Origin of the sequence: Paenibacillus lycopersici (assembly GCF_010119935.1) — a bacterium.
GTDB lineage: Bacteria > Bacillota > Bacilli > Paenibacillales > Paenibacillaceae > Paenibacillus_Z > Paenibacillus_Z lycopersici.
The window spans coordinates 1,598,017-1,624,645 of sequence record NZ_CP048209.1 but is presented as its reverse complement, the minus strand read 5'-3'; the positions used below and the strand labels follow the sequence as shown (position 1 = coordinate 1,624,645).

Here is a 26,629-nt window from a genome sequence, read left to right as displayed (position 1 = left end):
TTGCCTGCTATTTGCTTGCCTGCTATTTGGACATGGCGTTCAAACCGAGCACCTCGTGCCGGGCTTGCTTCCACAGCTCGTTGTAGGTCTGGAACGCCGTCTTCAGATCCTTCGCGACCGCCCATTTCTGGATTTCGTCCCCGGTCCAGAACGTAATCTGCACCTTCGCCGAGATGTTCAGGAAATCGTCGGACGGCGGGCGACGCTCGATGTATATCGGCGTGTACGCCTCGAACTGGCGGATTTGCGGCATGGACGACGTCTTCGTCTCGTCGACCGGAAGGAAGCCGGAATCGTTCACGTAGCCGGATTCGTTCACGAAGAAGTCCACCCACGCTTCGGCCAGCTGCTTATGCTCGCTGAATTTGCTGACGCCGAGAAAATAGTCCGGGCTAAGCTGCGCATAGCGCTTCCCCCGCTTGTTGTCGTACGGAAACGGAATGAAGCCGATATCCTCCGACTTCGCGCCGGCCTCGATCACCTGGTTGATTACCCAGTTGCCGATGAAATACATCCCCGCATGCCCGCTTGCGACCTCGCTCTTCGACAGCTCCCAATTGTTCGTGATCAGGTCTTTCTCCGTATACCCCTTATTGATCAGCGTCCGCAGAATGCCGATGGCCTGGCCCCACGTATTGTCGACCTGCCACGGCTGATCGCTCTGCGTCATCTGATTGAGGTAATTCGGGTTCCCGGTCATGAAGCCGACCAGGTTCTCGCCCCAGGAAGACAACGGCCACTGCGCGCCGTAGTTCACGTAGACCGGAATAATGCCGGCCTGCTTCAGCTTCGCGCACGCTTCGTAGAACTCGTCCAGCGTCTCCGGCAGCGCGGTAATGCCGGCCTTCCGGAACGCGGCCTTGTTGTAGACGAGCCCTTCCGTCGAAGCGCCCGTCGAAATGCCGTACCGCACGCCGCGGTACGCCTTGAAATCGGCGAACCGGATATGCCGGAACATGCCGTCCGAGAGCGGCTCGAAATAATTGACGAGATCCTCGTTCGTGAGGTTGTTCGGCAGCAGCAGCGCATCGCCCATGCTGCGGGTCGACAGCCTCGCCATGATCTCGCTGGCGTAGTTCGTCAAGCCTTCGAACTCCACGTCCGTGCCGGGATGCTTCGCCTCGAACGTATCCGCGTAACGCTGCAGGACGCCGTTCTCGATCAGATCGACCCGGTTCGTCAGCACGGTCAGCACCGTATTCGCCGCCGGCGCGGGCTGGCTCGGCGCGGGCTTCTTCTGCGGCGCGCCGCCGCCGGCGGAAGCGCAGCCCGCCAGCAGAAGCGCGCTCGTCAGCAATAGCGCGCTCGTCAGCGCCGTCCCCGTGACGCCGGCCGCGCCCGGCTTTCGTTTGTTGCGCATCGCATTCCTCATTCGTTCCGTCCTCCCCAAGCAGGCAGCGATAGCGTAACCTGCGTTCCGATTCCAAGCTCGCTTGCGACGGTCAAGCCGAAATTCGCCCCGTAGTGCAGCCGGATGCGTTCGTTCACGTTTCGCAGCCCCATGCCCGATCGCTTGAACGGCGCATAATTGGTGCCCGCTTCCTCATGCGCCCCGCTGAAGGAAAGACTCAGCCGTTCCAGCGTGTCCTCGTCCATGCCGATGCCGTCATCCGTCATGCGGATGAAGACGGCCTGCTCCGTCTCCCATGCCGCGACGGTCAACGCCATCCGCGGCTTGTTGTCGTCCATGCCGTGATAGATCGCGTTCTCGACGATCGGCTGCAGCACGAGCTTGAGCAGCTCGTACGCCTCCAGCGTATCCGGTACGTCGACGGTCAGCGCGAATCGTCCCGGATAGCGGTAATTAAGCAGCTCCACGTAATAACGGACATGGTTCAGCTCGCTGCCGAGCGTCACCTTCTCGTTCAGGTCGCTGATGCTGTAGCGGAGCAGCTTGCCGAGAATCGCCAGCATGTCGGCGGCGTCCGTATCGTCGTTCAGCTCGGCGGCCATGCGGATCGATTCCAGCGTGTTGTACATGAAATGCGGATTGATCTGGCTCTGCAGCGCATGCAGCTCCGCTTCCTTCTTCTTCGTCTCCATGCCGTATATATCTTGAATCAAGTCGTCGATCCGCACGATCATCCGGTTGAACTGGTTGCCGAGCTGACCGATCTCGTCCCTGCGCTTCACCTGAAACTTCACGCTGAAATCGCCGTCCTGCACCCGTCTCATCAGCCGCATCATGGAGCGGAGCGGCTTCGTCAGGGCGAACGAGAAGAAGATCGAGATCAGAAGCGCGATGCCGATCGTCAGGAACGTCAGGATCCAGGTCACGTTCCGGATGACCGCCGTGTTCCGCGTCAATTCCTTGACCGGTATGGACGTCATGACCGTCCATTTCGTATTGGCCGACGTCGTGTAGATGTACAGATGCTGCACGCCGTCCTCCGTCATGTAGAAGCTGCCTTCCCCGCCGCCCGCGCGCTGCACCATCGGCATGCCGACGATGTTCGTCGCCAGCAGCTTCTTGTCGCTGTCGTAGATGACGTTGCCCCGCGAATCGTAGATGAACGATTTGCCGCGCGTCACCTTGTCCAGCTTGGCGATCTGGTCTTCGATGACGCTGATGTTGGCATCCACCGCGATCAGGCCGATGTCGTGCAGCGAATTGTCGATGACTTTGCGCACGACCGTGAAGGCGTAGCGCGTGCTCTTCAGGTTGCTCGTATACTTCTGCGTGCCGATGAGCAGCGCTTCGCCGCTCGTGCGGGCGGCTTTCTCCATCCATGTCTGGTAGCTGTCCTTGACATTCATCCGGATGCCGCCCGATTTCGCCGAGTAATACCCGTTGCCGTATTTATCGAAAATATAAACCGAGGTCGCCCCCCGCTTAATATTGTTGATGAACGAAATATTCCCTTCGATGCCGCGCTGGATCGTCAGCAGCAGATCGAAGTTGTCGTTCTGCGCATGCTGCTCGTGATACTTGTTAGACGCGAGCAGATTCGACTTGATCTCGTCCTGATACGCCGGAATCGAGGAGATGCGGCTCATGTCGTCGATATAATCGTCGAGGTTATCGAGCATGTTGCCCAGCGTCGTCGTCGAATAGGCGATCGTGTTCCGTTCGATCGAATGCGCGTAGTTCCGGTAGGAGACGGCGCCGATGAACGTCAGTGGAAGCGTTATCAGAAGCAGGAAGACGAGCAGCAGCTTGCGTTCCATCCGCATATCGCGAAATACGGACCATAGCTGACCGATCTTGATGACGGACTTCACGTTCTTCTCCCCTTCGCTGCATGCCTTATCTTCATGAAGATGATTATAGCATGCATATATATCCTCGTTTCAACTCGCCGTTCGGGGACCTCCCGCACGATCAAAAAAAGCGCGCCAACCGGCCGGCCGGTTCGCACGCTTCATGACGTTTACGGGTAACTCTCGATCTGTCGCGCCGATAGTTCGCGTCCCGCCGCTTCCGATCCGCTCGATCAGAAGAAGCTGAACAGCAGCAGGGAATAGATCAGCAGCGTCTTGCCCCACCGCTTCTTCATGAAATCCTTGCCGCGATGAATGCGCGACTTCACGGTATTGACGGGAATGTTGTTCGCCAGCCCGATGTCTTCCATCGACATGTCGAGGACGTAGCGCTGGTAGACGACGTTCTTGTACTTCTCGGGCAGCCTCTCGATCAGGTCGGCCATCGTGGAGGCGAGCTCGCGCTCGATCACCTGGCTTTCCGGCGTCAGCGAGGCGTGCGGAATGACTTCATGCAGCGACAGCTGCTGGTCGGAGTTCGCCGTCACGGGCTGATCCAGCGGCAGCGGCGGCGTCTTGCGGCGGCGCAGCAAATCGAGGCAGACGTTCTTCCCGATGTGGAAAATCCACGTGGAGAACCGTTTGTTCTCGTCGAAGCGATTCAAATTCAAATACACCTTCAGGAACGTTTCCTGCACGACGTCCTCGCATTCCGTCTTGCTGCGGAGGATGCGATGGGCCATATGAAACAGTTTATCCTTGTAGAGCTCGACCAGCTTATTGAAGGCCGATTCGTCGCCTTGCCTTGACAACATCACTAATTGCGCCTCGTTCACCGCGATTCTCCTTTGCCGCCCGTCATCCTTCTACCTTCTATTATAACAGGAAAAAAAAGAAACGCATCTGTAAAAGCATGCGTTTTTTGTGACTGTTTGCGCGAAAGTCTATATAAGGCGGTTATGCATGGGATGTACTGCGAATGGACGTTGTATATGCCGAAACCGCCGGCGGTCGGTCAGCCTTAGCGCCGGCGATCGGCGAACGCGTAACGGACGCTCGGAAGGGCGAGCGCGATAAGAGCGCGCTGACCTTGGATGAGCGCGATCAGCGCGTGATGGCCTTGGGCGAGCGCGCGCTCAATGCGTGAAGGCCTTCGGCGAGCGCGCGATCAATGCGCGTCTGCCTTCGGCGAGCGCGCAATCAGTGCGTGTCTTCCTTGGGCGAGCGCGCGATCAATGCGTGACGGCCTTCGGCGAGCGCGCGATCAGTGCGTGTCTGCCTTGGGCGACCGCGCGATCAATGCGTGACGGCCTTCGGCGACCGCGCAATCAGTGCGTGTCTGCCTTGGGCGAGCGCGCGATCAATGCGTGACGGCCTTCGGCGACCGCGCGATCAATGCGTGTCTGCCTTGGGCGAGCGCGCGATCAGTGCGTGTCTGCCTTGGGCGACCGCGATCAATGCGTGACGGCCTTCGGCGACCGCGCGCTCACGATCCGCGCGCCGTACCCGCTTGCCTTGTACGCCTGCATCGGGTCGGCCGGCAGTCCGGCTTCCTCGCGCACCGCCTGCAGCAGTGGCGTGACGTTCTGCTCGAACGCTTCGCGCACGGCGGCTTCGGCTTCCAGCACATCGCCCGCGCGCTGCGCTTCGGCCAGCGCGTCCCAGTTGATGAGCAGCGCCTTCGCGTACTGCGTCTGCACGTTCATGACGGAGCGGATCATCGCCGGCACCTTCGCTTCGATGTTGTGGCTCTGGTCGATCATGTAGGCGATCCGTTCGGCCGTCCGCTTGACCGCCGGATGCGCGCGGTCGCGTTCCGCAAGCGCGATCTGGGAGAAAATCAAGAACAGCTCGTACGGATTCGCCGACCCGACGATGAGGTCGTCGTCGGCGTATTTGCGCGCGTTGAAGTGGAAGCCGCCGAGCCGTCCTTCGTCGAGCAGGTAGGCCACGATATGCTCGATGTTCGTCCCTTGCGGATGATGCCCCGTATCGACGAGCACTTCCGCCTGCGGGCCGAGCTTGAGCGCCGTGTTGTAGGCCATGCCCCAATCCGCCAGATCGGTATGATAGAACGCCGGTTCGAAGAACTTATATTCGATCAGCATCCGCATATGCGGATCGAGCCCCGCGTACAGCTCCCGCAGCGACTCCTCCATCCATCCTTTCCGCTGGCGGAAGTCGGCTTGGCCGGGGTAGTTCGTGCCGTCCGCGAACCAGAGGCTGAGGGCGTCGGAGCCCGTCGCCCGGGCGATGTCGACGCATTCCAGCAGATGCTCCACCGCCCGTCGGCGGACGGCGGGATCGTGATGGGTGACGCTGCCGAGCATGTACGCGTCCTCCTGGAACAAGTTGGGATTGACGGCGCCGATGCCGATGCCGAGCGATCTTGCGTCGGCGGCCAGCTTGCCGTAATCGTCCGTATGGTCCCATGGGATGTGAATCGCGACGTTCGGGCAGGCGCCCGTCAGCCGGTGCACCATCGCCGCGTCTTCCAGTTTCTCCGTCACGGTCCGGGCCGCGCCGGCTTTCTTGAAGGTTTGAAACCGCGTGCCTTGATCGGCGTAGCCCCAGGAGGGCGTCTCGATCTTGAGCGCGTTCAAGCTTGCTTTCACCTGCGCGATATCGATGCCCCGTTCCCGCTGCTCCCGCTCGAACCAGGCGTATGCGCTGTCCGTCATGCATGATTCCCCGCTTTCCTTAAGATAAGGTTGTGTTGCAAGGTACGTATGCGTTTACCAATTAGGCAATCGATTTAGGCAATCGAGGACGTAATCGAGGCGCGGAACTTCTCGGTCAATTCCAGCAGGTCCGCGTCCTTCTTGAAGATGCTCGACGTGCCCGCGACGAAAATATCCGCGCCCGCCGCCTGCATCTTGACCGCGTTCTCGTACGAAATGTTGCCGTCGACCTCGATCTCCACCCCGCCGTAGCCCATTTCCGCCAGATGACGCTTCATATTGGCGATCTTGCGGAGGGTAGCCGGCACGAGCTTCTGCCCGGCGAAGCCGGGGTTGACGGTCATGACGAGCACGACGTCGAGATCGTCGAGGATATCGTCGACGGTATAGATCGGCGTCGCCGGATTGAGCGCCACCGACGGCCTTGCCCCACGCGACCGGATCTCCTGCAGCGTCCGCTGCAAGTGGACGGACGCCTCTTGATGCACGGACACGATGTCGCCGGGCTGAATCGGGAACAAGTGCAAATGATCCTCCGGCCGCTCCACCATCAGATGCAGATCGATCGGAATCGCGGTCATTTCGCGCAGCGTCCGGACGAAATCCGGACCGAGCGTGAAGTTCGGCACGAAGCGGCCGTCCATGATGTCGATGTGCAAATACTCGACTCCGGCCTGCTCGAACGCGCCGATCGTCTGCTCCAGCCGCCGGAAGTCCGCGCACATCATCGAAGGAGAGATTTTGCCTGCCATGCGCTGTTCGCCTCCTTATGGCCTACGGCTTGACGATGACCCGCATGCCGACATGGCTTTCCGCCGTGCGGATCGCTTCCTGAATGTCGTCTAGCGGGAACGTGTGCGAGATGTATTTCTTCATGTCGATTGCGCCGGATGCGATCAGGTCGATCGCCTTCTGATGATGCGACGGCAGCGAGCCGTGGGCGCCGTGCACGAACAGCTCCTTGTAGTGGATGATGTTCGTGTCCAGCGTCACGAGCGATTTGCCCTTCGGCAGGCCGCCGAAGAAGTTGACGCGCGCGCGATTCTTCGCCATGTGGATGGCATCGACCTGCGCTTCCGGCGACGGGTTCGACGTGATGACGACGTCCGCGCCGAGGCCGCCGGTCTCTTCGAGCACGCGCTCGATCGCGTTCTCTTCGTTCGAGCAGATATAGGCGTGCGCGCCGAACTGCTTCGCCAGCTCGAGGCGCGGGCGCGAGCGCTGGACGAGGATGACCTTGGTCGCGCCCATCATTTTGGCGACCTCGACGAGCATGCAGCCGATCGGGCCGGCGCCGATAACGACGACGGTGTCGCCGAGCCGGATATTCGACAGCTCCAGCGCGTTGATGACGCAGGCGAGCGGTTCGGCGAGCGCGGCTTCCTCGTGGGAGACGTGGTCAGGGATGTTGTGAATCGGCCCGAAGTTGACCATCATTTTGTTCAGCAGCACATAGTCCGCGAAGCTGCCGGCGAACTGGTAGCCCATCGCGTAGTTGATCTGGCAGTTGTTGCCGATGCCGGCTTCGCAGAAGACGCATTCGCCGCACGGGACGTCGGCGCCGAGCGACACGCGGTCGCCGACCTTGAACTTGGTCACGTTCGCGCCGACCGCGACGATCCGGCCGGACGATTCGTGGCCGAGAATCTGCGGCAATTCCACACGGCTGTTGCCGTGGTGGTAGATTCGGATGTCGGAGCCGCAGATGCCGACGGCTTCGACTTTCATGAGCATGCTGTCGTCGTCGATGGACGGCAGCTGGACTTCTTCGACGACCATGTGGTCGAGTGCGTGCAGTACGGCCGCTTTCATATCGCCTAGCCCTCCTTTTTAATCATCCGGCATTTGGTGTGTCCTGCGGACGTTGCGGGTCTCCGCTCGCTGGCGTAGATCGGATTTCCTTCATTTGATTATGTAGAGGCGGAAATCCGACTACAAAGGCGACCGTTTAAGGCGATTGGTTTGCGTTCGCTGTCGGATGACAGGGAATGCAGCACTCACCTTCGATGTTCCGATTTCGCAACCCCTCGGGGCACTTCTTGCCGGATGCTTAAACCTTATCAAACATGGGGGAACTCCATCGTTTGGATTTCGATTCCGTATTTATTCGAGCCTGTCGGCTTTGGCCTATGGCCTGGCATGCCTGAACCCTTAAAACCGTTGAACCTGTGAACCCGTGAATTCATGAACCCGTGAACCCGGAACCTCTGAACCCATGAAAACCGTGAAATCCGTGAGCCCGTGAAACCTGTGGACCCGCGAACCCGTGAACCCCGTGAGCCCATGAAACATGTGAACCCATGAAACCTTTGAAGCCATGAAACCTCTAACCCATGAAACCTCTGAACCCATGAAACCTGTGGACCCGCGAACCCGTGAAACCGTGAAACCCGTGAGCCCATGAAACCTCTGAACCTGTGAACCCATGAACCCTTTGAACCCATGAAACCTCTGAACCCATGAAACCCAGGAACTCGTGAACCTGTGAACCTGTGAACCCGTGAATCCAGGAACCATGATCCTGTGAACCATGATCGCGTGAAGCCTACGAACCATTCATCGCCTCTTCTCCGTACTTCGGTCTGGCTTCGCTGACCTAGGGGTCTGCCGACGATAGGATTCGTGGCCTTTGAGTGCAGACTATCGAAGCTAACGAATCTGGTTCACGCTATTCACGCCTTATGGGTGCATTCTGCAGCGTAACGAATCTCAGGCACGCTATTCGGCAGATTTCCCCTAATGGCTTGCCGTTGGCACCAAGATAGCACGTGTCAGATTCGTTAGCTTGCGTGAGGCGAGCTTTTCGTTCGTTTAAGGCGTATACGGTTCGTAAGGCTTCTTCCTCTACGCATATCCCCGTTTAGCGTGGATAATGCTGGATCACCCGGTTGGCACGCAGCAGGAAGTTGACGAACACCACTCTCTGTTGCACTCTAGCCCATTCCCAGTCTGGCGTCTGGCTTCGCTGATTTCGGTTCCTTGCCGACTGCGATTTCTCGCCGATTCTGATTCCTCGATGACTCCGGTCCCTTGCCGACTTCGGCTATTTGCTGTCTCCGGTTCCTTGCCGACTTCGGCTCCTTGCTGACTCCGGTTCCTCGATGACTTCGGCTCTTTGCTGTCTCCGGTTCTTTGCCGACTCCGGTCCCTTGCCGACTTCGGCTATTTACTGTCTCCGGTTCCTTGCCGACTTCGGCTCCTTGCTGACTCCGGTTCCTTGCCGACTTCGGCTCCTTGCTGACTCCGGTTCCTCATGTCTCCGGTTCCTTGCCGACTTCGGCTCCTTGCTGACTCCGGTTCCTCGATGACTTCGGCTCTTTGCTGTCTCCGGTTCCTTACTGACTTCGGCCCCTTGCCGACTCCGGTTCCTCATGTCTCCGGTTCCTCGCCGACTCCGGTCCCTTGCCGACTTCGGCTCTTTGCCGACTTCGGCTCTTTGCTGTCTCCGGCCCCTTGCCGACTCCGGTCCCTTGCCGACTCCGGTTCCTCGCCGACTTCGGTTCCTTGTTGACTCCTATTCCTCGTCTACTCCGGTTCCTCGCCGACTTCGGCTCTTTGCTGACTCCAATTCCTCGTTGACTCCGGTTCCTTGCTGACTTCTATTCCTCGTCTACTCTGGTTCCACGATGACTCCGGTTCCTTGCCGACTTCGGCTCCTCGATGACTCCGCTTTCTCGCCGACTCTGGTTCCTCGATGAATCCAGTTCCTTACTGACTTCGGCTCCTTGCTGACTCCGGTTCCTCGATGAATCCGGTTCCTTGCTGACTCCGGTTCCTTGCCGACTCCGGTTCCTTGCTGACTCCGGTTCCTTGCCGACTCCGGTTCCTCGATGAGTGCGTTCGCAAAGTCTGATTTCCTTAATAAGTAACCCGCCTGTGCGAACAGCCCTTTCTTCTACACCTTATTCCCCGACGGCAGCACCATGACCTTATTGAAGAACTGCTTCCGGTCGCGCATCATGCGGAGCGCTTCGAACGCTTCGTCGAGCGAGCAGCGGTGGCTGATCAGCGGCTTCAGGTCTAGCCTGCCGGAGGCCATGCTGTCGACGACGAGCTGCCATTCGCTGCGCGGCGATGCGGCGTACGCCGAGTTCCAGGTGCCGCGGACGGTCAGCTGCTTGCGAAGCATCTCCCAGTATCCATCCTGGGAGAGCGCCATGCCGCCCGCCGGATTGCCCATCAGCACGACGCGGCCGAGCTTGCGGACGGCGCGCAGGCAGTTCTCCCACGACGCCGAGATGCCGGCGCCTTCGATGGCGACGTCCGCGCCGGCGCCGCCGGTCAGGCCTGCCGCCCAGTCGGCGACGCTGCCCTGGAGCGGATTGAACGTATCCGCGAAGCCGAGCGCATTCGCGAATGCCAGCTTCGTCTCGTCCACGTCAGCCAGCATGACGCGCGACGCGCCCCATGCGCGGGACCAGTATGCGAGCATGAGCCCGATCGGGCCAGCGCCGCTGATCAGCACGCTGTCACCGATGTCGAGACCCGCCTGCCGTAGCGCATGGACGGCGACCGCCGCCGGCTCGGTCATCGCGAGCTCCTCGAAGCTGAGCGAATCCGGTGCGAGCACGAGGTTCCACACCGGCGCGGCGATGTATTCGGCGAACGCGCCATCGCGCCGCGAGCCCATGTAATCGTAGTTGTCGCAGAGGGCGAATTCGCCGATCTCGCAGTACGGACAGCTGCGGCACGGCAAAAGCGGGAAGACGGCCGCTTTGCGGTTCAGCAGCGCCGGGTCGACGCCTGTGCCGAGCTCGACGATGCGCCCCGCGAATTCATGGCCGGGCACCGTCGGGAACCGGTACGTGCCTTTCGTGAATACGCGCGGGATGTCGGAGCCGCATACGCCGCAGGCGCCGATGCGCAGCAGCACCTCGCCCGCGTCCGGAATGGGCCTGTCGATGTCCGCGATGCGCAAGTCGCCGAGCCCGTAGAGCACGTTTGCTTTCATCCTCGACACACCTGCCTTGCTTGCGGCTGAACGGTTTTCGGACTATTCGCGGTCCGCAGCGCTTTCAGCCCGATGGAATGACTTGCTTTCATCCTCGCCACACCTGCCTTGCCTGCGGCTGAACGGCTTTCGGACTATTCGTGGTCCGCAGCGCTTTCAGCCCGATGGAATGACTTGCTTTCATCCTCGCCACACCTGCCTTGCCTGCGGCTGAACGGCTTTCGGACTATTCGTGGTCCGCAGCGCTTTCAGCCCGATGGAATGACTTGCTTTCATCCTCGCCACACCTGCCTTGCCTGCGGCTGAACGGCTTTCGGACTATTCGTGGTCCGCAGCGCTTTCAGCCCGATGGAATGACTTGCTTTCATCCTCGCCACACCTGCCTAGCCCGCGGCTGAACGGTTTTCGGACTATTCGCGGTCCGCAGCGCTTTCAGCCCGATGGAAGGAGTTGCTTTCATCCTCGCCACACCTGCCTTGCCTGCGGCTGAACGTCTTTCGGACCACACGTGATCCGCAGCGCTTTCAGCCCGATGGAAGGAGTCGCTTTCATTGCGCTCACCCGCCTTATTTCCGAACGAATTGCCGCCAGTAGTCGACGGATGCTTTGTGATCCTCGATGATGCGGAATTCCGTCGACCACGCCTCGCGGTGCGAAAGCTCGAAGACCAGTTCGGCTTCCTCCGCCCCCGACGCTTCAATCGCCTCCAGCAGCGGCTCGCCGTGAATGATGCCGAGGGCGTTGTACTCTTCGGTGAACGGCCAGTGGCGGCTGTGGTTCATCTCCGTCTGCTGGATATGGATGATCGGCGACACCTTGCCCAGCTCGCGCACCCAGCGGTACGGGTCGCGGTCATTGGGATGCGGCGCATGCCCGACGTCGAGCACGAGCTTGAACGGAATGCCCGCGCCTTCGTTCAGCCGTTCCAGCAGCTCCTTCGCGTCCTCGACCGTATTGGCCATCTCGCGCGGGATGGACATCGGCTCGAAGGTTAGGTACGCCATGCCCTTGTCCTTCGCATACCAGCTCAGCTCGCGCCAATGCTTCAGCGCTTCGCCGATGATGAATTCGCGGCGCGCCGGATCGTCGTAGTCGGCGAACGTCAAGATGCCGAAATGGCTCCCCGTCGATTGCGCGCCCATCGCGGCCGACATGTCGACGAACCGTTTGAACCAGTCCAGCCACGTGCGGCGCGTATCCGCGTCGGGATGCATGAAATGATTCACCCGCGTGAACGAGCTCGTGAACGTGCTTGTGATCTGCAGGCCGTATTTCGCCGTATTTTCCTGAATCTGCTCCAATTGCCGCTGGATGATCGCTTCCGGCAGGAACGCGTTCAGCAAATCCGCGACGAACTGGACATACGTCAGTCCCAGCTCCTCCGCCACGATGCGGGCCCACACATGCGGCTCCACGTACTTGTTGACGGCAAACCCCAAATTGATGCCAAGTTTCAAATCGACGGCCATTCCGCTCATCTCTCCTTGTGGACAAACCAATTGAACTCCTAATACATAATCTAATACTATTATGTGTCAGTGACACATTCAATTCATTTTTTCGAACGTCCTCGCAGAAACGCAAAAAAGCCCGGCACGCGGCCGGACTCATTAGGAACGGGCTGTCCTATTATGTTAAAATCAACCTAATTCACTTCATACCGCAAGGAGGTCCCTATGCTTCATCCTTCGATTAAGAGCAGAGCCATTATCGTTCTGGCAAGCGGCTTGTTGTTTCTGGCCGTCTCGCTGTCAACCGCCTATGTCCTTGAAACGAACAAGAACAGCCAGCATCTCAACTGGATGATGTCGGTGGATATCGCGCTGTTCGTCATGACGATTCTCAATGCGGCGACGCTGCTCGCGAAACTGAAGCGGCGGTAATCGGTTCCGGCAGCGAACCGTATATCTTGCAGAAAAGCAGGTACGCCATTGAGCTATGACGTCATGTTTTTCAAGCTTCCGTCCGGCATGATGGCCGATCTCGATCTTCTGGGAGAGGAAGAAGAGGACGGAACGTCGGCATACCGGGATCAGCTGGATCCGCTCGGTGCCCCGGAGGAGATCGCCGCCCGGTTGCAGTCGATTTTCCCTGAAGCGGATTTCTCGGACTTCGAAGCATCTCGCGAAGGCTATTTGTTCACGGACGACTACGCCGTCACGTTCTTCCTGCCGGAAGCGGCCGATATCCGCGTCCTATACCTGTCGATTTCGGGCAGCGAGGAGGCCTTCGCGGTCATCCGGATGCTGCATGATCGCACCGGCTGGCGCGCCGCCGACGAAGAAGAAATCGATTTCGGCGCCGATCCCTCCGAAAGACTCCGCTATTGGACGAGCACGCTGCGCATGCTGCGCGAACATAGCCGGGCGAAGAAGAAATGGTGGCAGTTCTGGAAATAACCCCGCATGCATGCAGGCTTGCCCGGTCGGAGCGGCGAATCTGGCGTTCGCGAGGGCTGCAACGCCTGAGGCGGCCAGCGGCGCGAGCGCGGGATTACGCAAGTACGTAAGCACGCAACGCATGCCCACGAATCAACAACCTCCGCCAAACGACCGGCAGTGCCAGCCAGCAAATTCCAAGCGTTCCCCTCGCTTATTCCCCCGTTACCGCCGCTGCAGCTCTCTCGCAATGACGCTTTCCCGCACGATCAGCTTCGTCGGCAGCTTCACGGACGGGATATCCGTGCCTGGAGGCGCGTCGATCATGCGCATCAGCAGGTCGATGCACGCTCGTCCCAGCTCGCCGGCCGGTTTCCGGACGCTCGTCAGCGGCACCGGCAGCAAGCCGTTCATGCGGGAATCGGTGAAGCCCGCGACGGACAGCCGCTTCGGCACCTCGATGCCGAGACGGTGCGCGGTCTTCATCACTTCAAGCGCCACGTAATCGTTGGAGCAGAATACCGCCGTCATTGCGGCCGCTCCGCGTATGAACGCTTCAAGATCGGCTTCCGCGTTGCTGTAATCCGAATAGATCAGCGCCCGGTCCAGGGACAAGCCCGCGTCCAGATGCGCCTGCATATAACCCTGATAGCGCTCCTCGCGGCTCATGACGCCGGCCATCTCCTCGGAGACGAAGCCGATTTGCGCATGTCCCGCTTCGATTAGATACCGCGTCAATTCGTAAGCGCCGCCGTAATGGTCATGGCATACGTTCGCGAGATTGAGCTCCCGGAATGCCCGGTCGATAATAACGATCGGGTAATGCGCCAGATGGAGGCGCAGCACTTGATGGCCGCAAGCCCGCCTGTCGCCAGGGAACAGGATGATGCCGCTGATGGCCTTGTCCTCCGACAGCTCGCGCAGCAGCGCTTCTTCCCGCTCGTGATCGTCCCCGGCAACGCGGATCAGAAGCTCGCAGCCCGCCGATTGCGCAGCCGGCAGCGCGGCGGTAATGATCTGGCCGACGAAATCGTCGATTGCCGGCACGACCATCGCGACCATCCGCCCCTGCCGCCGCTCCGGCGGCTCGCCGCCTTCCCCGCGCTCGGCCAGGAACGTCCCCCGGCGCGGCATCCGATAGACGACGCCCTCCTTCGCCAGCGCCAGCAGCGCCTCCTTGCTCGTCCGGCGGCTGACCCCGAACATGTCGGCCAGTTCCCCTTCCGAAGGCACCGGGTCATGCGGCCGCAGTCCGCGCTCCTCGATCAGCTCCATGATTTTGAGCCGCATCTGCTCGTAGAGCGCGAACGGCCCTTTGACGAGCTTCTCCTGCGTGCCTGATTTGCCTTGATTCCGTAGCTTCTCTGTCTGTTCGTTCCCGTTCAATGCCTGAAGCCCCCTTGCTGCAGTTCCCATGTATCAGTGATTCGTATAGTGTATAACTGAAACGGGCGATTATCAATAGGAACGGCGGGTATGAGGTTGACAGCCGTCATGCGCCATCGCACTTCGCGCAGGGAGCTGCGCGAAGTGCCGAAATGATCGGACGCTTCCCCTGCCAGGCGCGCCGCATGCATTCCTGGCCAGCGTCATGCAAAAGCTCCCCGCATCACGACAGGTGCGGGGCAGGGGACGCTTGGCTCGCGGAACGTTTGGCTCGCGGGGGCGTGCTTGGCTCGCGGGCCGCCGGCACTCCGCGCCATGACGAGACAAGTAGTAGAAGACCGATTGATTGTCAGGCTACCCGCTTGTCCAGGCTCGGACAGGAGATCCGCTATTTCGGCAAAATTGGCCTCTTTTCCATATTGGACGGACACAGGATTCGCTATTGCCTGGAATTAAATGTGATATGAGACTTTCAAGGCAAATAACGGATTCTGTGTCCGCCGCCATATCTGCGACCGACCGCCCCCTCTCTCTCCGTCCTTCTCCGCATACGATCCGTAACCGCTGCCCGACCTTATTCGCTTTCGCTTCGTCGATCGTCTTCCTTACCTGTGCCCAATTTGGTATTGCCGCTAGTAATGAAGTTGACAGCCGTCATGTGCCGTCACGCTTCGCGCAGGGAGCTGCGCGAAGTGCCGAACGAAAAAGGCGGCATGCAATCCAGAATGCCGGATTCTTGCCGCTTTTTGCTTTTTTTACATTGCCAAACGTTAACCTCAGGAAACCTTCTGAATCTTGAACGTGAACGACCATTTGGCGGTATTGCCCGAATAGCGGCCGCGGTTCTCGACGACGTTTACGGTCAACGTCTTGTCCGTCGTTTTCGTGATGGAGGACGCCTTGACGGAGGCATTGGCTTGACCGTTATCCGGGTACTTATCCTGCTCTTGCGCCTCTGCTTTCAGCTTGATGACGTCGGTCGGCTTGACGGTTAAGGTCACGGAGCTGCCTTCCGCGATTTCCTTGCCGTTGACGTACCCGCCCGTCCACCATTCGTTGCCGACATGATTGTTCGCCACGAGATCCGCGCTGGCAAACGTAATTCGGATCTTGCTCGTCTGGCTCGTCTTGGACGCCGCCGCGGCAGGCTGCGCCGCCAGCAGCAGGAGGAGCAGGAGCAGGAACATGCTTCTTGCCTTCTTCATATAAACCACTGCCTTCCCCGATCGTATGTATACCGGATAATCCGCTCTCATTATAGTCTAGTTTCCTATTTGCGGCAGCAAATCAATTTCGACGTTATTCGAAGCTTCGCCCGACCGGGACTAGCCGCTTCCGCGATTCAGCAGCCGTCAGACGAGGCAGCAACAGGATGCATCCGACCGGGATCCGGCCGCTTCCGCTATTCCCCAGCCGTCAGACGAGGCAGCCTGATCATGACGCGTCCAGCCTTCTGCGAACTGCCGAGGCCTGCGCTTCAGACGCTATACTTTGGCTAAGTAGGTATACTTCCGATCCGTACATAACCCTATTTTCACTACTTCTCAACCCCGGCCGGCTGATTCATAATGGGACATGCACACAGATCACGCTTGCAGCATACGTGGTTGATTTCAAAAAACCATTCATGGAGGGCTCTATGACGAAACCAATTCCGCTTCAAACACGGGGCATCCCCGCAAGCCGGCTCGTGCTCGGCTGCATGCGCCTCGGCGGCGACTGGGACGCCCGAAATCCCATCACGGCTGAACATTATAAGGAAGGTCAAGAAGCGCTGGAAGCGGCGCTCGAAATCGGCATCAACATGTTCGATCATGCGGATATCTACACGCGCGGCAAGGCGGAACGCGTCTTCAGCCAAGTGATGAAGGAACGTCCGTCGCTGCGGGAGTCGATCATTCTGCAATCCAAATGCGGCATCCGCATGGCGGATGAAGGCGAGCCGGCTCGCTACGATTTCTCGGAATCGCATATTTTGCGCAGCGTCGACGGCATCCTGGAGCGTCTCGGTATCGAGTATCTGGACATTCTGCTGCTGCACCGTCCGGATCCGCTCGTCGACCCCGAGGAAGTGGCAAGCGCCATCGGCAAGCTGAAATCGTCCGGCAAAGTGCGTCATTTCGGCGTATCCAACATGAGCCAAGGGCAGATCCGCCTGCTGTCCGCCTACGCCGACGAGCCGTTCATCGTCAATCAGCTGGAGATGAGCCTGCTCAAAACCGGCTTCGTCGATACGGGCGTCACGGTGAACCAGGAGGCGGCGCGCGCCAACGTGTTCCCGGAAGGCACGCTGGAATACTGCCGCCTCGAGAACATTCAGCTGCAATCGTGGGGACCGCTCGCGCAGGGCTGGCTTTCCGGCCGTTCGCTGGACGGCCAGAGCGAAGCCGTCGTCAAGACGGCGAAGCTCGTCGCCGACTACGCCGAGCGGCTGCACACGACGCCGGAAGCCATCGTGCTCGCCTGGCTCATGATGCACCCGGCCGGCATTCAGCCGGTGATCGGCACGATCAATCCGGCGCGGATCCGCGCTTGCAAGGACGCCGAATCCATCAAGCTGACGCGCGAGGATTGGGCGTGGCTGTACAACGCTTCGAAGGGCAAGTAGGCCGATCGATGCGAGCAAACGGCGCTTTGCACCAACAGGCAGCTCGGGACGCGGCTTCGCGCCTCAGGCTGCCTGTTGCCTATCCGTGCTTGGCACCGAGGAGAAGATTCAGCCTGTACAAGCCCTTCACGCGGCACGTATACAGGGAATAAATTCTAGATCAGGTGGGATGGGGAAACCGCTATGAGAAAATCATTGCTCGTCTTCGCAAGTCTGCTCCTCGCATGGTTGTGCCTGCAGGTGCCTTCAGCCAAGGCCGCGCCAACGCCCTCGACGCAAGCGTCGCTGTACATCGACGGAGTCAAGGCCGACTTCCGAACGATCCCCTACAAAGGGAAGAACGAGAACATGATTTCGCTGCGCGCGGCAGCCTCCGCATTGAAGCTTGCATTGACCTGGATGCCCGCCAGCAAGGAGTATCAGAGCGCCGATGCCAGTCACACGATGCGATTCAAGGCCAATGCTGCCGTCGCCCAGGTTGACGGCAAGGCCAAGACGATGACCGCCCCGGCGCAAGTCGTGGACGGGACGCTGTACGTCCCGCTGCGTTTTATCGTGGAGGCCGGCGGCGGGAAGCTTCAGGCGGGCAGCAGCCAGGCAGGCCCGATCTATTGGGCGAACTCCGGGCGTCAAGTGGCGTTGTCTTCGGCTGTCATGCGGGATCGAACGGATATCGCAAGAGCGCTGTTGCATGACTGGAGAGCGCTGACGATCCCGATGGGACTGGACGGCATACAGCCGTACGAAATGGCGAAGAGCGTCGCTATGCTTCAGCTCTTCCTTCAAGCCGGATTTCCCATCGATTATCAGGAGGCGCATTACGAAGGCATCGTCTATAGCGAAAGCGGAGATACGCTGCTGCATTGCGAAGCCCGATTCGGCCGCTACGAGCTGGTCGAATATTTGCTGGATCAAGGCGCGGACGCCAATTTGCTCTCCCTTGGCTCTAAACCATTGGGGGAGGCCATCCTCGGCAAGAAATTCGTGCAGGAAACTGGCGCCTCCTTCGACGGGAGCGATCCGACCACCGCCCTCGCCAACTACGACCAAACCATCGGGCTGCTGCGCGCGCGCACGAAGATGGACCTCTATTTCAAAGACGCCCGCGGCAACATCCTCGCCGAGGACGAAGACATCGTTCCGGATTCCGTGACCGTCCGCCAATCGCTCGGCAGCCCGCTGCGCGGCCAGCGCATATTGTTCCAGCAATTGCGCTGCGATGCGTTGCTCGTACATGTTGCCTCCTCGCCTCGTTAGGCTGGCAGCCTCGTCATACTCATGCGTCCTTTCCTCGCAAACCGGCTTTGAATAGCTGCTTCAACGCCGCTCGTGCCTTCTCCCCTTCTCCCTCGGGCCACTTGCCGAGCTTTCGGAAATCCGTGCTGTCGGTAATCTGGTCGATGCCTCCGATCAACCGGTTCCCGGCTAACCGCCGCATGGCCGCATCCTCGATGCGACTTGCGATGAGACCCGCGATCGTCTCGCCCTTCGTGACGTGAAAGGGGCGATCATAGAAGGGCGATGCATCGCCCGGAATCCGCTCCGTGATCCCTGATCCGTTGTGCATATGCGCGAGATGCCGATACGCATGATTCAATGCATGCTCGCGTTCTCTCCACGTCGCTGCCGTTTGGGCTGTCCACAGGGACGGATACAGGCTGTCCGCGCAGGCCAAACGTTTAAACGCGGTGCCGAACCATTTGGGATAAGGCGCATACTGCCGCTCCATCAGAAAACAGAGATTCATCATGTCGCGGACCAGGCGCGAGGCGATAATCGCCGAGCCCAGCTCGTCGCCGGCAAAACCCGCGCGAAGCATCAGATGTTCCTCTTGGCCGATTCGCTGCCAGACGGATGCCAGGATATATAACCAACTATCGCGCGGGTAGTATTCGAATCGGCTGCGCAATGCGGCCAGCTGGCCAAGCTCGTCCCTATACACGTCTCCCTGCGTCATCTCAAGCAGCGACTGCGAAGGAAACGTCAGCCAATCGGCCGGCTCCAATCGTTCATCGCGGCTAACGCCCAGGTGACTTTCAAGGAAGTCCGGTACTGTCGTAATGACGCTTCTGCCGATATCGACGGGGAAGCCGTAGAACCGTTCCGGCGCCACTTCGCGCAGCGCGGCCTCGATGCGTTCCGCATGCCCGTAATCTTGCCGGTCCAGAAACAGATACACCCGGGGAAACCAATCGTGATCCGTCGACATCTCCGTATCGTAGCCGAGCACCTCGCTGCCCGGTCCCATTAACGCCGCCGAATAAGGCAAGCGCGCGAACGTATCCGCCATGGCGGGTTCGACGATTTCGTTATGGAACCGGCGGCATAATTCGCTTCCTCTCATGAACGGCATTCCCATTCCTCCAATTCCGTAATCAGGCTCCGTAATCGGGCTATCCTCCGAGCCTATCGCTCCCGGCTCCTTGGCAGCTGCGGTGAATAACGGATGCTCATGACTGCAATTATGCATAAATTTCTCGCAACTGGAAAGCCTAACCGCACCTCGACCGTCGGGAGGAGCAACCGGTTTGAACGACAAAATCACCCCTTTCCAGCTGTCCATGCTGTTGATTACGTTTATCGGCATTTCGAATCACGTCATTCTCATCCCCATCCTGCTCGATGCCGCGAAGCGCGACGCATGGATTTCGGCGTTGGCCGCCGTCGTCCCTTCGCTGCTGCTCGGCCTGCTCTTCGTCTTTATTTATAAGCATATCCCTTCCTCGCTCTCCACTTGGGTGAACAAGAAAACGAATTGGCTCTGGCTGCCGTTCACGCTGCTGTTCACGGTATACTTCTCGGCCCAGGCGAGCATCAGCATACGGGATACGATCGTGTGGTCGAATACGACTTATTTAACGTATACGCCGACCTGGGTCGTGGGCATGTGTCTGCTCGGCATCTGCTATTACACGGCAAGGAAGGGACTGGCGGCCATTGCGATCACCAACGGCATACTGCTGCCCTGGATCGTGCTGTGCGGCTTCTATGTCATGTCCGTCAATTTTCAATTCAAGGACTATGCCTACTTATTCCCCGTATTCAAAAATTCCGCGGAGTCGATCACGCGCGGCGCTTGGTACACGACCTCGGGCATTACGGAAATCCTCCTGGTGTTCTTCCTGAAGGACGATGTCAAGGGGAAGCTGACGCCGACGAACATGTCGCTGGTCGTGCTCATGCTGATCGAGCTCACGTTCGGGCCGCTCGCCGGCATTATCGCCATGTTCGGGCCGTTCGAAGCCGAGCTGATGCGCTATCCGGCCTACGAACAGTGGCGGATGGCATCGATCGGAAGCATGCTGAGCCAGACCGACTTCTTGTCCATTTATCAATGGCTGGCAAGCGCTTTTATACGCATTTCGCTGGCGATCTATATCATTCACACGCTCTGGGTGAAGAAATGGAAGCGTCCCGAGCTATTGTTCATTCTGATTTCCCTGTTTCTGTTCGGGTTCAATCAGCTGAAGCTGTCGGATGTCCGGTTCCACGAGCATGTGAAGTCGTACTATACCGCTTCGACGCTGCTGTGCGGCTGCTTCTGCGTCGTGCTCTTGATTTGCATCTGGGCGGGAAGAAACAAGAAGGCGGTGAAGCGAAATGGCTAAGCTGAGCGAGAACGACCTGCGGATGTTGTTCGACAACTGCGCCGACGTGATTTTCGAAACCAACGGCGGTTTTCTGTTCGTCTATTGCCTGGGCATGTCCAATCGGGAGCAAATCAATGAGCTGAGCACCTATGGCGCGGACTTGTGGCGGCAGCATCCCGTTCCCCTGTCGGCGCAGTGGAAGGATGACCTCGCCGCATGCGTGTTCGGCGGCAACCTGCTTCTCTTCGATCGGGGATCGGCTTGCTGCTTCGTGCAGTACGTCTCCGATCCGCCGCAGCGCGACCCGGAGGAGTCCGTCATGGAGACGTCCTCGAAGGGCGCGCGCGACGGATTTACCGAGAGCCTCCAAACCAATGTTGCGCTGATCCGCAAACGGCTGGGTTCGCCGACGCTGAAGGTGGAATCGTTCACGATCGGGGTCCGCAGCCAGACGGCGATCAGTCTGCTCTACATTCAGGACATCGCGAATAAGGGCGCCGTCGACGAGGCGCGGGCCAGATTGCGGAAAATCCAGATCGATGCGCTCATTTCGAGCTCCCAGCTGGAAGAGGCCATCTCGGATCGGTCGCTGGCGGTCGTCCCGCTGATCGACAATACCGGACGGCCCGATTTTGCCGCGGAGTATCTGATCAGCGGCCGCTTCGTCATTCTGCTGGACGGCTCTCCGCTCGCCATCATTGCCCCCGTTACGTTCACGTCGCTCATGAAATCGCCGGAAGACGGGTATTACCGTTCGGTCATCAGCTCTTTCCAACGGCTATTGCGCTTGTTCGGGCTGCACCTGGCGCTGTTCCTGCCCGGATTCTACATCGCGCTGCTCGGCTTCAATTTCGAACAGGTGCCGCTGCCGCTGCTGGCAACCATTGCGACGAACCGTATCGGGCTTCCGGTATCGCTGCCGTTCGAAGCGATCGCCGTGCTTATCCTGTTCGAGCTGTTCAAGGAAGCCGGGCTGCGGCTGCCCAAATCGGTCGGGCCGACGGTTACCGTCGTCGGCGGCATTATCATCGGGGATGCCGCCATTCGGGCCGGCATTACGTCCCCGACCGTTACGGTCGTGGCGGCGACTACCGTGATCTCCGGCTATACGCTCGTGAATCCTACGCTCAGCGGCGTCGTGTCCATCGTCCGCATCGCCGTCATGGTGATTTGCGCGGTTCTGGGGATGTTCGGCTTCTTCATGTCCATCTTCCTCCTCGTCGCCTATTTATCGGATCTCAAGTCGTTCGGCGTACCGTATCTCGCTCCGCTGTCGCCGCCGACTTGGTCGGATATCACGGGAGCGCTGCTGAAGCGGCCGGCGAACCGGCAGCGCAAGCGGCCGCAGCATCTCCATTTGCAGGACGATACGAAGATGCGGGGCGATAAGCAATGAAGATCGCCTGGAAAGCGGTCATCGTCGGCTGTCTGATGCTGTTCTCCTGCGGATGCTGGGACGTCAAGAACGTCCAATATTTCAACTTCGTCAACATGATCGGCATCGATTACGTCGATGGCAAGTATCACCTGTACGCGCAGATCAACGAGCTTGCCTCCATGGCGAAGCAAGAGGGGGGCGTACCGGTGCCGAACCCGATCGTCGTTGCCAAAGGCAAAGGCGAGAGCATCGGGATGGCGATGTACGATCTGCAGAAGGAAAGCCAAATGCGTGCCGACTGGACGCAGAACAAGGTGTTTATTTTCACCGACCGCTTGCTGGAGCAGGGCATCTTGGAAATCGATGACGAAATGATGCGAACGCGCGACCAGCGCTATACGCCCTGGGTATTCGCGACGGACGAGGATCTCGCCGAATTGTTCAACACGAAGCCGATTACCGGCACCTCTTCCGTGAACACGATGTACTTCCAGCCGAACCTCTTGTACAAACAGATGCAGTCCTCCTTCAAGCCGATAAACTATCAGAGCTTCATCCGGTCATCGCGCGAACCGTACGAGACGGCGCTGGTCGACCATATCAAGCTCACCGAGAACTGGGACAAAGACGGGAAGCCGATGACGCTGCCGATCGTGAACGGCCTTGTCGCCTTGAAGCAGGGCAAGCGCCAAGCATTGTTCACCCGCGAAGAAGTAAGCGGCAGAAAATGGCTGAACGAGCATACGCTGCGCGGCCTGCTCCCCCTCAAGAACGAACGGGGGAAGATCGCCGGGGGCGTCTCCGTCAAGGACAACAAGGTCAAGATAACGCCGGCGTACAAGGACGGCCAACGAATCGTCAAGCTGTACATCAGCATGGACGCCTTCCTTCGCGCGCAGCGGCAGCCGTTCAAGCTGGACCAGATCAACGCGATCGTCAAGAAGAACCTCGAGGACGAAATCATGAAGACGTATGAGGCCGGGAAGAAGCGAGGCGTCGACCTCTACTCCTTGAACGAGGTCTGGTATCGCAAAGGCCTGGCCGTCGATGACGACATCCCCGGGCTCGAGCTGCATATCAAGGTCAGTCTGTTGGCTACGAATATGTTCGAGCTGCGGGAGCCGCCTGCCGGGAAGTAAGCAGGAAGTCCGAGGCAGCAATGCCGAACGGTTGTCCGATGGACAGGAATCCTTGGCATAGCGTCTGCTGCGGCCGCACCGCCCGCCGGTTGCCGGTTAGCCAAAAAAGAGACCTGCGGCAACGGGCCGCAGGTCTAACGTGTATTACATTTGCCCCGATCGGCCGATTTCGCGATGCGGACTGTCCGTTTCGCGGCGTTTATCCCCATTCCCCAATGGTCATAATAGGAAGGCATTCCAACGATACGGAGAAGGCAGCGACCGACCATGCAGCGAAGATTCACGCGAACAACATCACCGGAGCCGGGCGGACAAGCCCGCCGCCTGGAGGAATATGCCGGCATCCCTGTCGATGGCGACGTTACGCAAACGATAACGCGCATTCGTAAGGACCTGGGCGCCAGCGACGATTTGGCGATCCGCGAGCTTCGGACCGACGAAGCGGAGCGGCCCGAAGCCGCAGTTATCTATATCGAAGGTCTTACGGATGCGGACGCCGTGAATGACTATCTGTCCGACCTCCTCTGGCGTTCCTTCAAGGAGACTGCGGAAGCGGCAGGCGACGAAGGCGCGCGAATCGCGTCGGAAGCCAGAGAACTGCTGTACGGCGTCGGCCCGGTGTCGGAAGCATCGGATATGGCGGCGTTGTACGGCTATTTGTTGTCCGGCGAAGCCGTCGTCCTGTTGGACGGCGAGGCCCGGGCGTTCTGCGTCGATATCTGCCATTGGAAAGGGCGGGACGTCACGGAATCGACGAACCAGACGTCCATCCGCGGACCGAGGGAGAGCTTCACCGAGACGCTGCGGACCAATACGTCGCTCGTCAGGCGCAAAATCAAAGATCCGCGGCTGCGGCTGGAGAAGACGATTATCGGACGCTCCACCCAAACCCACGTCGTTCTCCTGTTCATCGAAGGTCTGGCGAAGCCGTCCGTCGTCGAACAGGCGCGTTCCAGGCTCGGCGCGATTGACATCGACGGCGTACTCGACAGCGGCTATATCGAAGAATTGATCGAGGATGCCCGCTACTCGCTGTTCCCGACGATCTACAATACGGAGCTGCCGGACAATGTCGCGGCGCAGCTGCTGGAAGGCAAGATCGCGATCATGGCCGACGGCACCCCGAACGTGCTGATCGCGCCGACCCAGTTCATGGCGTTCTTCCAATCGGCGGAGGATTATTACCAGCGTTATCACTACGCGAGCCTGCTGCGCCTCCTTCGTTTCATGAGCTTGTTTATTTCGCTGCTGTTTCCATCCTTCTATATCGCCATTACGACCTTCCACCGCGATATGCTTCCGGCCTCCCTGCTGATCAGCTTGGCGGCGCAGCGGGAAGGCGTACCGTTCCCCGCGTTCGTGGAAGCGCTCGTCATGGAGGTGACGTTCGAAATTCTACGCGAAGCGGGCGTGCGCATGCCGCGCGCAATCGGGCAAGCCGTGTCGGTCGTCGGCACGCTCGTCATCGGCCAGGCCGCGGTGCAGGCGGGCATCGTGTCCGCGGCGATGGTCATCGTCGTCTCGGTCACGGCGATTTCCACCTTCACGCTTCCGGCTTACAGCATGTCCATCCCGATCCGGATCCTTCGGTTCGCATTCATGGCCATCGCGGCCAGCTTCGGCTTGTTCGGCATCTGCATGGGGCTGTTCGTGCTGCTGCTTCACTTGTGCGCGCTTCGTTCCTTCGGCGAGGCGTTCATGTCGCCGCTGGCGCCGTTCCGCGACGCGGGATTGGAGGACACGCTGGTGCGCCTGCCCCGCTGGCTGTCCTTCAAACGACCGGCCACCTCCGCGGGCGACGGCAGCGGCCGATACAGGAGGCGGTGGTGACCGTGAACGGATGGACCGGATTGCGGCGCATGGCGGCCGCCATGCTCTGCTTGCTGTTGATGACGGGCTGCTGGAGCAGGCGCGAGCTGAACGAGCTGCTGATCGTGATCGGCGTCGGCATCGATTGGTCGGACGGCGAATATCTCGTTTCGTTCCAGGTCGTGAACCCGGGCGAAATATCGTCTCAGCAGAAGGGCGGCCAGCGCCCGCCCGTTACGCTGTATCAGGGCAGGGGCAAGACCGTGTTCGAAGCGGCCCGCTCCATGACCGCGGAAGCGCCGCGCAAGGTCTATATGGGCCATCTGCAGCTGTATATCTTCAGCGAAGAGCTGGCCAGGCGAGGCGTGAACGACATCATCGACAACATGCTGCGCGATAACGAGCTTCGTCTGGATTTCAACTTGATCGTCGCGAAGAACACGTCCGCGCAAACCATGATGGAATTGTATACGCCGCTCGAGAAGCTGCCTTCGAACAACATGTACCTCTCGCTGCAAACGTCGGGCAAGACATGGGCGCCGTCCGCTCCGGTCACGCTCGACGAGGCATTGGCCAAGCTCTCCGCCGACGGGGACGAACTGGCGCTGACCGGCATCGAGCTGATCGGCACTCCGAGGATGGGGAGATCCAGGAGGAACGTGGAAGCGTATCTGCCTCCGAGCCGGTTTCGTTATACGGGCATTGCAGCGTTCAAGGACGACCGGCTGGTCGGCTGGCTGAACGAGAAGGAAAGCAAAGGGTATACCGACATTACCAACAGGCTGGAAAGCAGCTCGATCGAATTGGCCTGCGACGAGAAGAAGAATTATATGGGAATCGAAGTGACCTCCGCGCACACCCATCTATCCGTAGACATGAAGGGCGGCAAGCCGACGGCGGCCATTCATTCGAACGTGGAGGCCAATATCGTCGATCGCCCCTGCACGAACGTGGATCTGACGGATCCCGCGACGATCGAACGGCTGGAGAAGCGCGCGGAGCGCCAATTGCGCAGCAATGAGGAAGCCGCGGTCAAGAAAGCCCAGCAGTTCAAAACCGACATTCTCGGATTCGGCAGCCAGCTGGGCAAGGAACATCCCCAGGCATGGAAGAAAATCAAGGACAAATGGAACGATGTCTACTTCCCGGAACTTGACGTCCGGTACGACATCAAGCTAAATATCCGGAAAACGGGCACGACGGGCAATACGACGTTGAAGCCGACGATCGGGAAAGGCGGTTAACGGTCATGGCATCGATCGCAGCCGTGTTGGCGCTGGCAGGAGCTGCCCTGCTGCTGGAACTGCCCGCTCTGCGGGCAAGAAAGCATAAGCGCGAAATCGCCGTGTTCATCGTGTTCCTGATCGTGGGAACGGCCATGTATGCCGCGATGGCGCTGCATGTCAAGCTCCCGAATCCGTTCATGCTGATCAAGCGGATGTATAGTTAAACGAGCGAGGCCGGTAATGAAGGCGGCCAACGACCGGCGGAAGGAGACAAGACCGAGA

Annotated in this window: 22 protein-coding genes; 11 read left to right on the top strand and 11 right to left on the bottom strand. The window is 59.4% G+C overall.

Going from position 1 to position 26,629, the window contains the following annotated elements; all coding sequences use genetic code 11:
• Positions 1-22: 22 nt before the first annotated feature.
• The 3 genes from GXP70_RS06955 to GXP70_RS06945 form a co-directional block, all read right to left on the bottom strand.
• Positions 23-1,372 carry an ABC transporter substrate-binding protein gene (locus GXP70_RS06955; protein WP_225442699.1) on the bottom strand — a complete coding sequence of 450 codons (1,350 nt, stop codon included), beginning with the start codon at positions 1,370-1,372 and terminating at the stop codon, positions 23-25.
• A complete protein-coding gene (locus tag GXP70_RS06950) occupies positions 1,369-3,222 on the bottom strand; it encodes a cache domain-containing sensor histidine kinase (RefSeq protein ID WP_225442698.1) in 1,854 nt (617 codons plus the stop codon). The genes GXP70_RS06955 and GXP70_RS06950 overlap by 4 nt, the downstream gene beginning before the upstream one ends.
• A gap of 212 nt (positions 3,223-3,434) precedes the next feature.
• Positions 3,435-4,037, bottom strand: coding sequence for a sigma-70 family RNA polymerase sigma factor (locus GXP70_RS06945; RefSeq protein WP_162355779.1), 603 nt, complete (start codon positions 4,035-4,037; stop codon positions 3,435-3,437).
• 143 nt (positions 4,038-4,180) lie between these two features.
• Between GXP70_RS06945 and GXP70_RS06940 the strand changes: the two genes are divergently transcribed.
• The gene (locus GXP70_RS06940; RefSeq protein ID WP_162355778.1) at positions 4,181-4,348 is read left to right on the top strand and encodes a hypothetical protein; all 168 of its coding nucleotides are present in this window, start codon (positions 4,181-4,183) and stop codon (positions 4,346-4,348) included.
• Between the two features lie 307 nt (positions 4,349-4,655).
• On the opposite strand, the gene rhaI is transcribed toward GXP70_RS06940, so the two are convergent.
• The 5 genes from rhaI to GXP70_RS06915 all read right to left on the bottom strand — a co-directional run bounded on the left by rhaI (position 4,656) and on the right by GXP70_RS06915 (position 12,302).
• Positions 4,656-5,882: an L-rhamnose isomerase gene (gene rhaI, locus GXP70_RS06935; RefSeq protein ID WP_162355777.1), complete on the bottom strand. Its 1,227-nt coding sequence runs from the start codon at positions 5,880-5,882 to the stop codon at positions 4,656-4,658.
• 74 nt (positions 5,883-5,956) lie between these two features.
• Positions 5,957-6,634 (bottom strand): ribulose-phosphate 3-epimerase, encoded by a 678-nt coding sequence (gene rpe, locus GXP70_RS06930; RefSeq protein ID WP_162355776.1) that lies wholly within the window; start codon positions 6,632-6,634, stop codon positions 5,957-5,959.
• Positions 6,635-6,656: 22 nt separating this feature from the next.
• Positions 6,657-7,694, bottom strand: coding sequence for a zinc-dependent dehydrogenase (locus GXP70_RS06925; RefSeq protein ID WP_162355775.1), 1,038 nt, complete (start codon positions 7,692-7,694; stop codon positions 6,657-6,659).
• Between the two features lie 2,083 nt (positions 7,695-9,777).
• Positions 9,778-10,833, bottom strand: a complete 1,056-nt coding sequence (locus GXP70_RS06920) for a galactitol-1-phosphate 5-dehydrogenase (protein ID WP_162355774.1) — start codon at positions 10,831-10,833, stop codon at positions 9,778-9,780.
• A gap of 566 nt (positions 10,834-11,399) precedes the next feature.
• The gene (locus GXP70_RS06915) at positions 11,400-12,302 is read right to left on the bottom strand and encodes a sugar phosphate isomerase/epimerase family protein (RefSeq protein ID WP_162355773.1); all 903 of its coding nucleotides are present in this window, start codon (positions 12,300-12,302) and stop codon (positions 11,400-11,402) included.
• Between the two features lie 207 nt (positions 12,303-12,509).
• Between GXP70_RS06915 and GXP70_RS06910 the strand changes: the two genes are divergently transcribed.
• Both GXP70_RS06910 and GXP70_RS06905 read left to right on the top strand, forming a co-directional pair.
• A complete protein-coding gene (locus tag GXP70_RS06910; RefSeq protein WP_162355772.1) occupies positions 12,510-12,716 on the top strand; it encodes a hypothetical protein in 207 nt (68 codons plus the stop codon).
• A gap of 48 nt (positions 12,717-12,764) precedes the next feature.
• Positions 12,765-13,232 (top strand): hypothetical protein, encoded by a 468-nt coding sequence (locus GXP70_RS06905; protein WP_162355771.1) that lies wholly within the window; start codon positions 12,765-12,767, stop codon positions 13,230-13,232.
• A 204-nt stretch (positions 13,233-13,436) separates the two neighbouring features.
• Here the strand turns inward: GXP70_RS06905 and GXP70_RS06900 are convergent, their stop codons facing one another.
• Both GXP70_RS06900 and GXP70_RS06895 read right to left on the bottom strand, forming a co-directional pair.
• Positions 13,437-14,597 carry a GntR family transcriptional regulator gene (locus GXP70_RS06900; RefSeq protein WP_162355770.1) on the bottom strand — a complete coding sequence of 387 codons (1,161 nt, stop codon included), beginning with the start codon at positions 14,595-14,597 and terminating at the stop codon, positions 13,437-13,439.
• 776 nt (positions 14,598-15,373) lie between these two features.
• Positions 15,374-15,802 carry a hypothetical protein gene (locus GXP70_RS06895; RefSeq protein ID WP_162355769.1) on the bottom strand — a complete coding sequence of 143 codons (429 nt, stop codon included), beginning with the start codon at positions 15,800-15,802 and terminating at the stop codon, positions 15,374-15,376.
• A gap of 434 nt (positions 15,803-16,236) precedes the next feature.
• Here GXP70_RS06895 and GXP70_RS06890 point away from each other — a divergent pair, with 434 nt between their 5' ends.
• Complete coding sequence (locus GXP70_RS06890; RefSeq protein WP_162355768.1) at positions 16,237-17,205, top strand: aldo/keto reductase; 969 nt, start codon at positions 16,237-16,239, stop codon at positions 17,203-17,205.
• Between the two features lie 183 nt (positions 17,206-17,388).
• Complete coding sequence (locus GXP70_RS06885) at positions 17,389-18,462, top strand: stalk domain-containing protein (RefSeq protein WP_162355767.1); 1,074 nt, start codon at positions 17,389-17,391, stop codon at positions 18,460-18,462.
• A 19-nt stretch (positions 18,463-18,481) separates the two neighbouring features.
• Here the strand turns inward: GXP70_RS06885 and GXP70_RS06880 are convergent, their stop codons facing one another.
• Positions 18,482-19,558 (bottom strand): DUF4037 domain-containing protein, encoded by a 1,077-nt coding sequence (locus tag GXP70_RS06880; RefSeq protein WP_162355766.1) that lies wholly within the window; start codon positions 19,556-19,558, stop codon positions 18,482-18,484.
• A 175-nt stretch (positions 19,559-19,733) separates the two neighbouring features.
• Here GXP70_RS06880 and GXP70_RS06875 point away from each other — a divergent pair, with 175 nt between their 5' ends.
• From GXP70_RS06875 to GXP70_RS06850, 6 genes are all read left to right on the top strand, one after another.
• The gene (locus tag GXP70_RS06875; RefSeq protein ID WP_162355765.1) at positions 19,734-20,813 is read left to right on the top strand and encodes a GerAB/ArcD/ProY family transporter; all 1,080 of its coding nucleotides are present in this window, start codon (positions 19,734-19,736) and stop codon (positions 20,811-20,813) included.
• A complete protein-coding gene (locus tag GXP70_RS06870; protein ID WP_162355764.1) occupies positions 20,806-22,191 on the top strand; it encodes a spore germination protein in 1,386 nt (461 codons plus the stop codon). The genes GXP70_RS06875 and GXP70_RS06870 overlap by 8 nt, the downstream gene beginning before the upstream one ends.
• Positions 22,188-23,312, top strand: a complete 1,125-nt coding sequence (locus GXP70_RS06865; RefSeq protein WP_162355763.1) for a Ger(x)C family spore germination protein — start codon at positions 22,188-22,190, stop codon at positions 23,310-23,312. The genes GXP70_RS06870 and GXP70_RS06865 overlap by 4 nt, the downstream gene beginning before the upstream one ends.
• A 267-nt stretch (positions 23,313-23,579) precedes the next feature.
• On the top strand, positions 23,580-25,142 hold the full coding sequence (locus GXP70_RS06860) for a spore germination protein (RefSeq protein WP_162355762.1): 1,563 nt from the start codon (positions 23,580-23,582) through the stop codon (positions 25,140-25,142).
• Positions 25,143-25,144: 2 nt separating this feature from the next.
• Positions 25,145-26,365 (top strand): Ger(x)C family spore germination protein, encoded by a 1,221-nt coding sequence (locus GXP70_RS06855; RefSeq protein WP_225442697.1) that lies wholly within the window; start codon positions 25,145-25,147, stop codon positions 26,363-26,365.
• 5 nt (positions 26,366-26,370) lie between these two features.
• Positions 26,371-26,571 carry a hypothetical protein gene (locus GXP70_RS06850; RefSeq protein WP_162355761.1) on the top strand — a complete coding sequence of 67 codons (201 nt, stop codon included), beginning with the start codon at positions 26,371-26,373 and terminating at the stop codon, positions 26,569-26,571.
• Positions 26,572-26,629 lie beyond the last annotated feature (58 nt).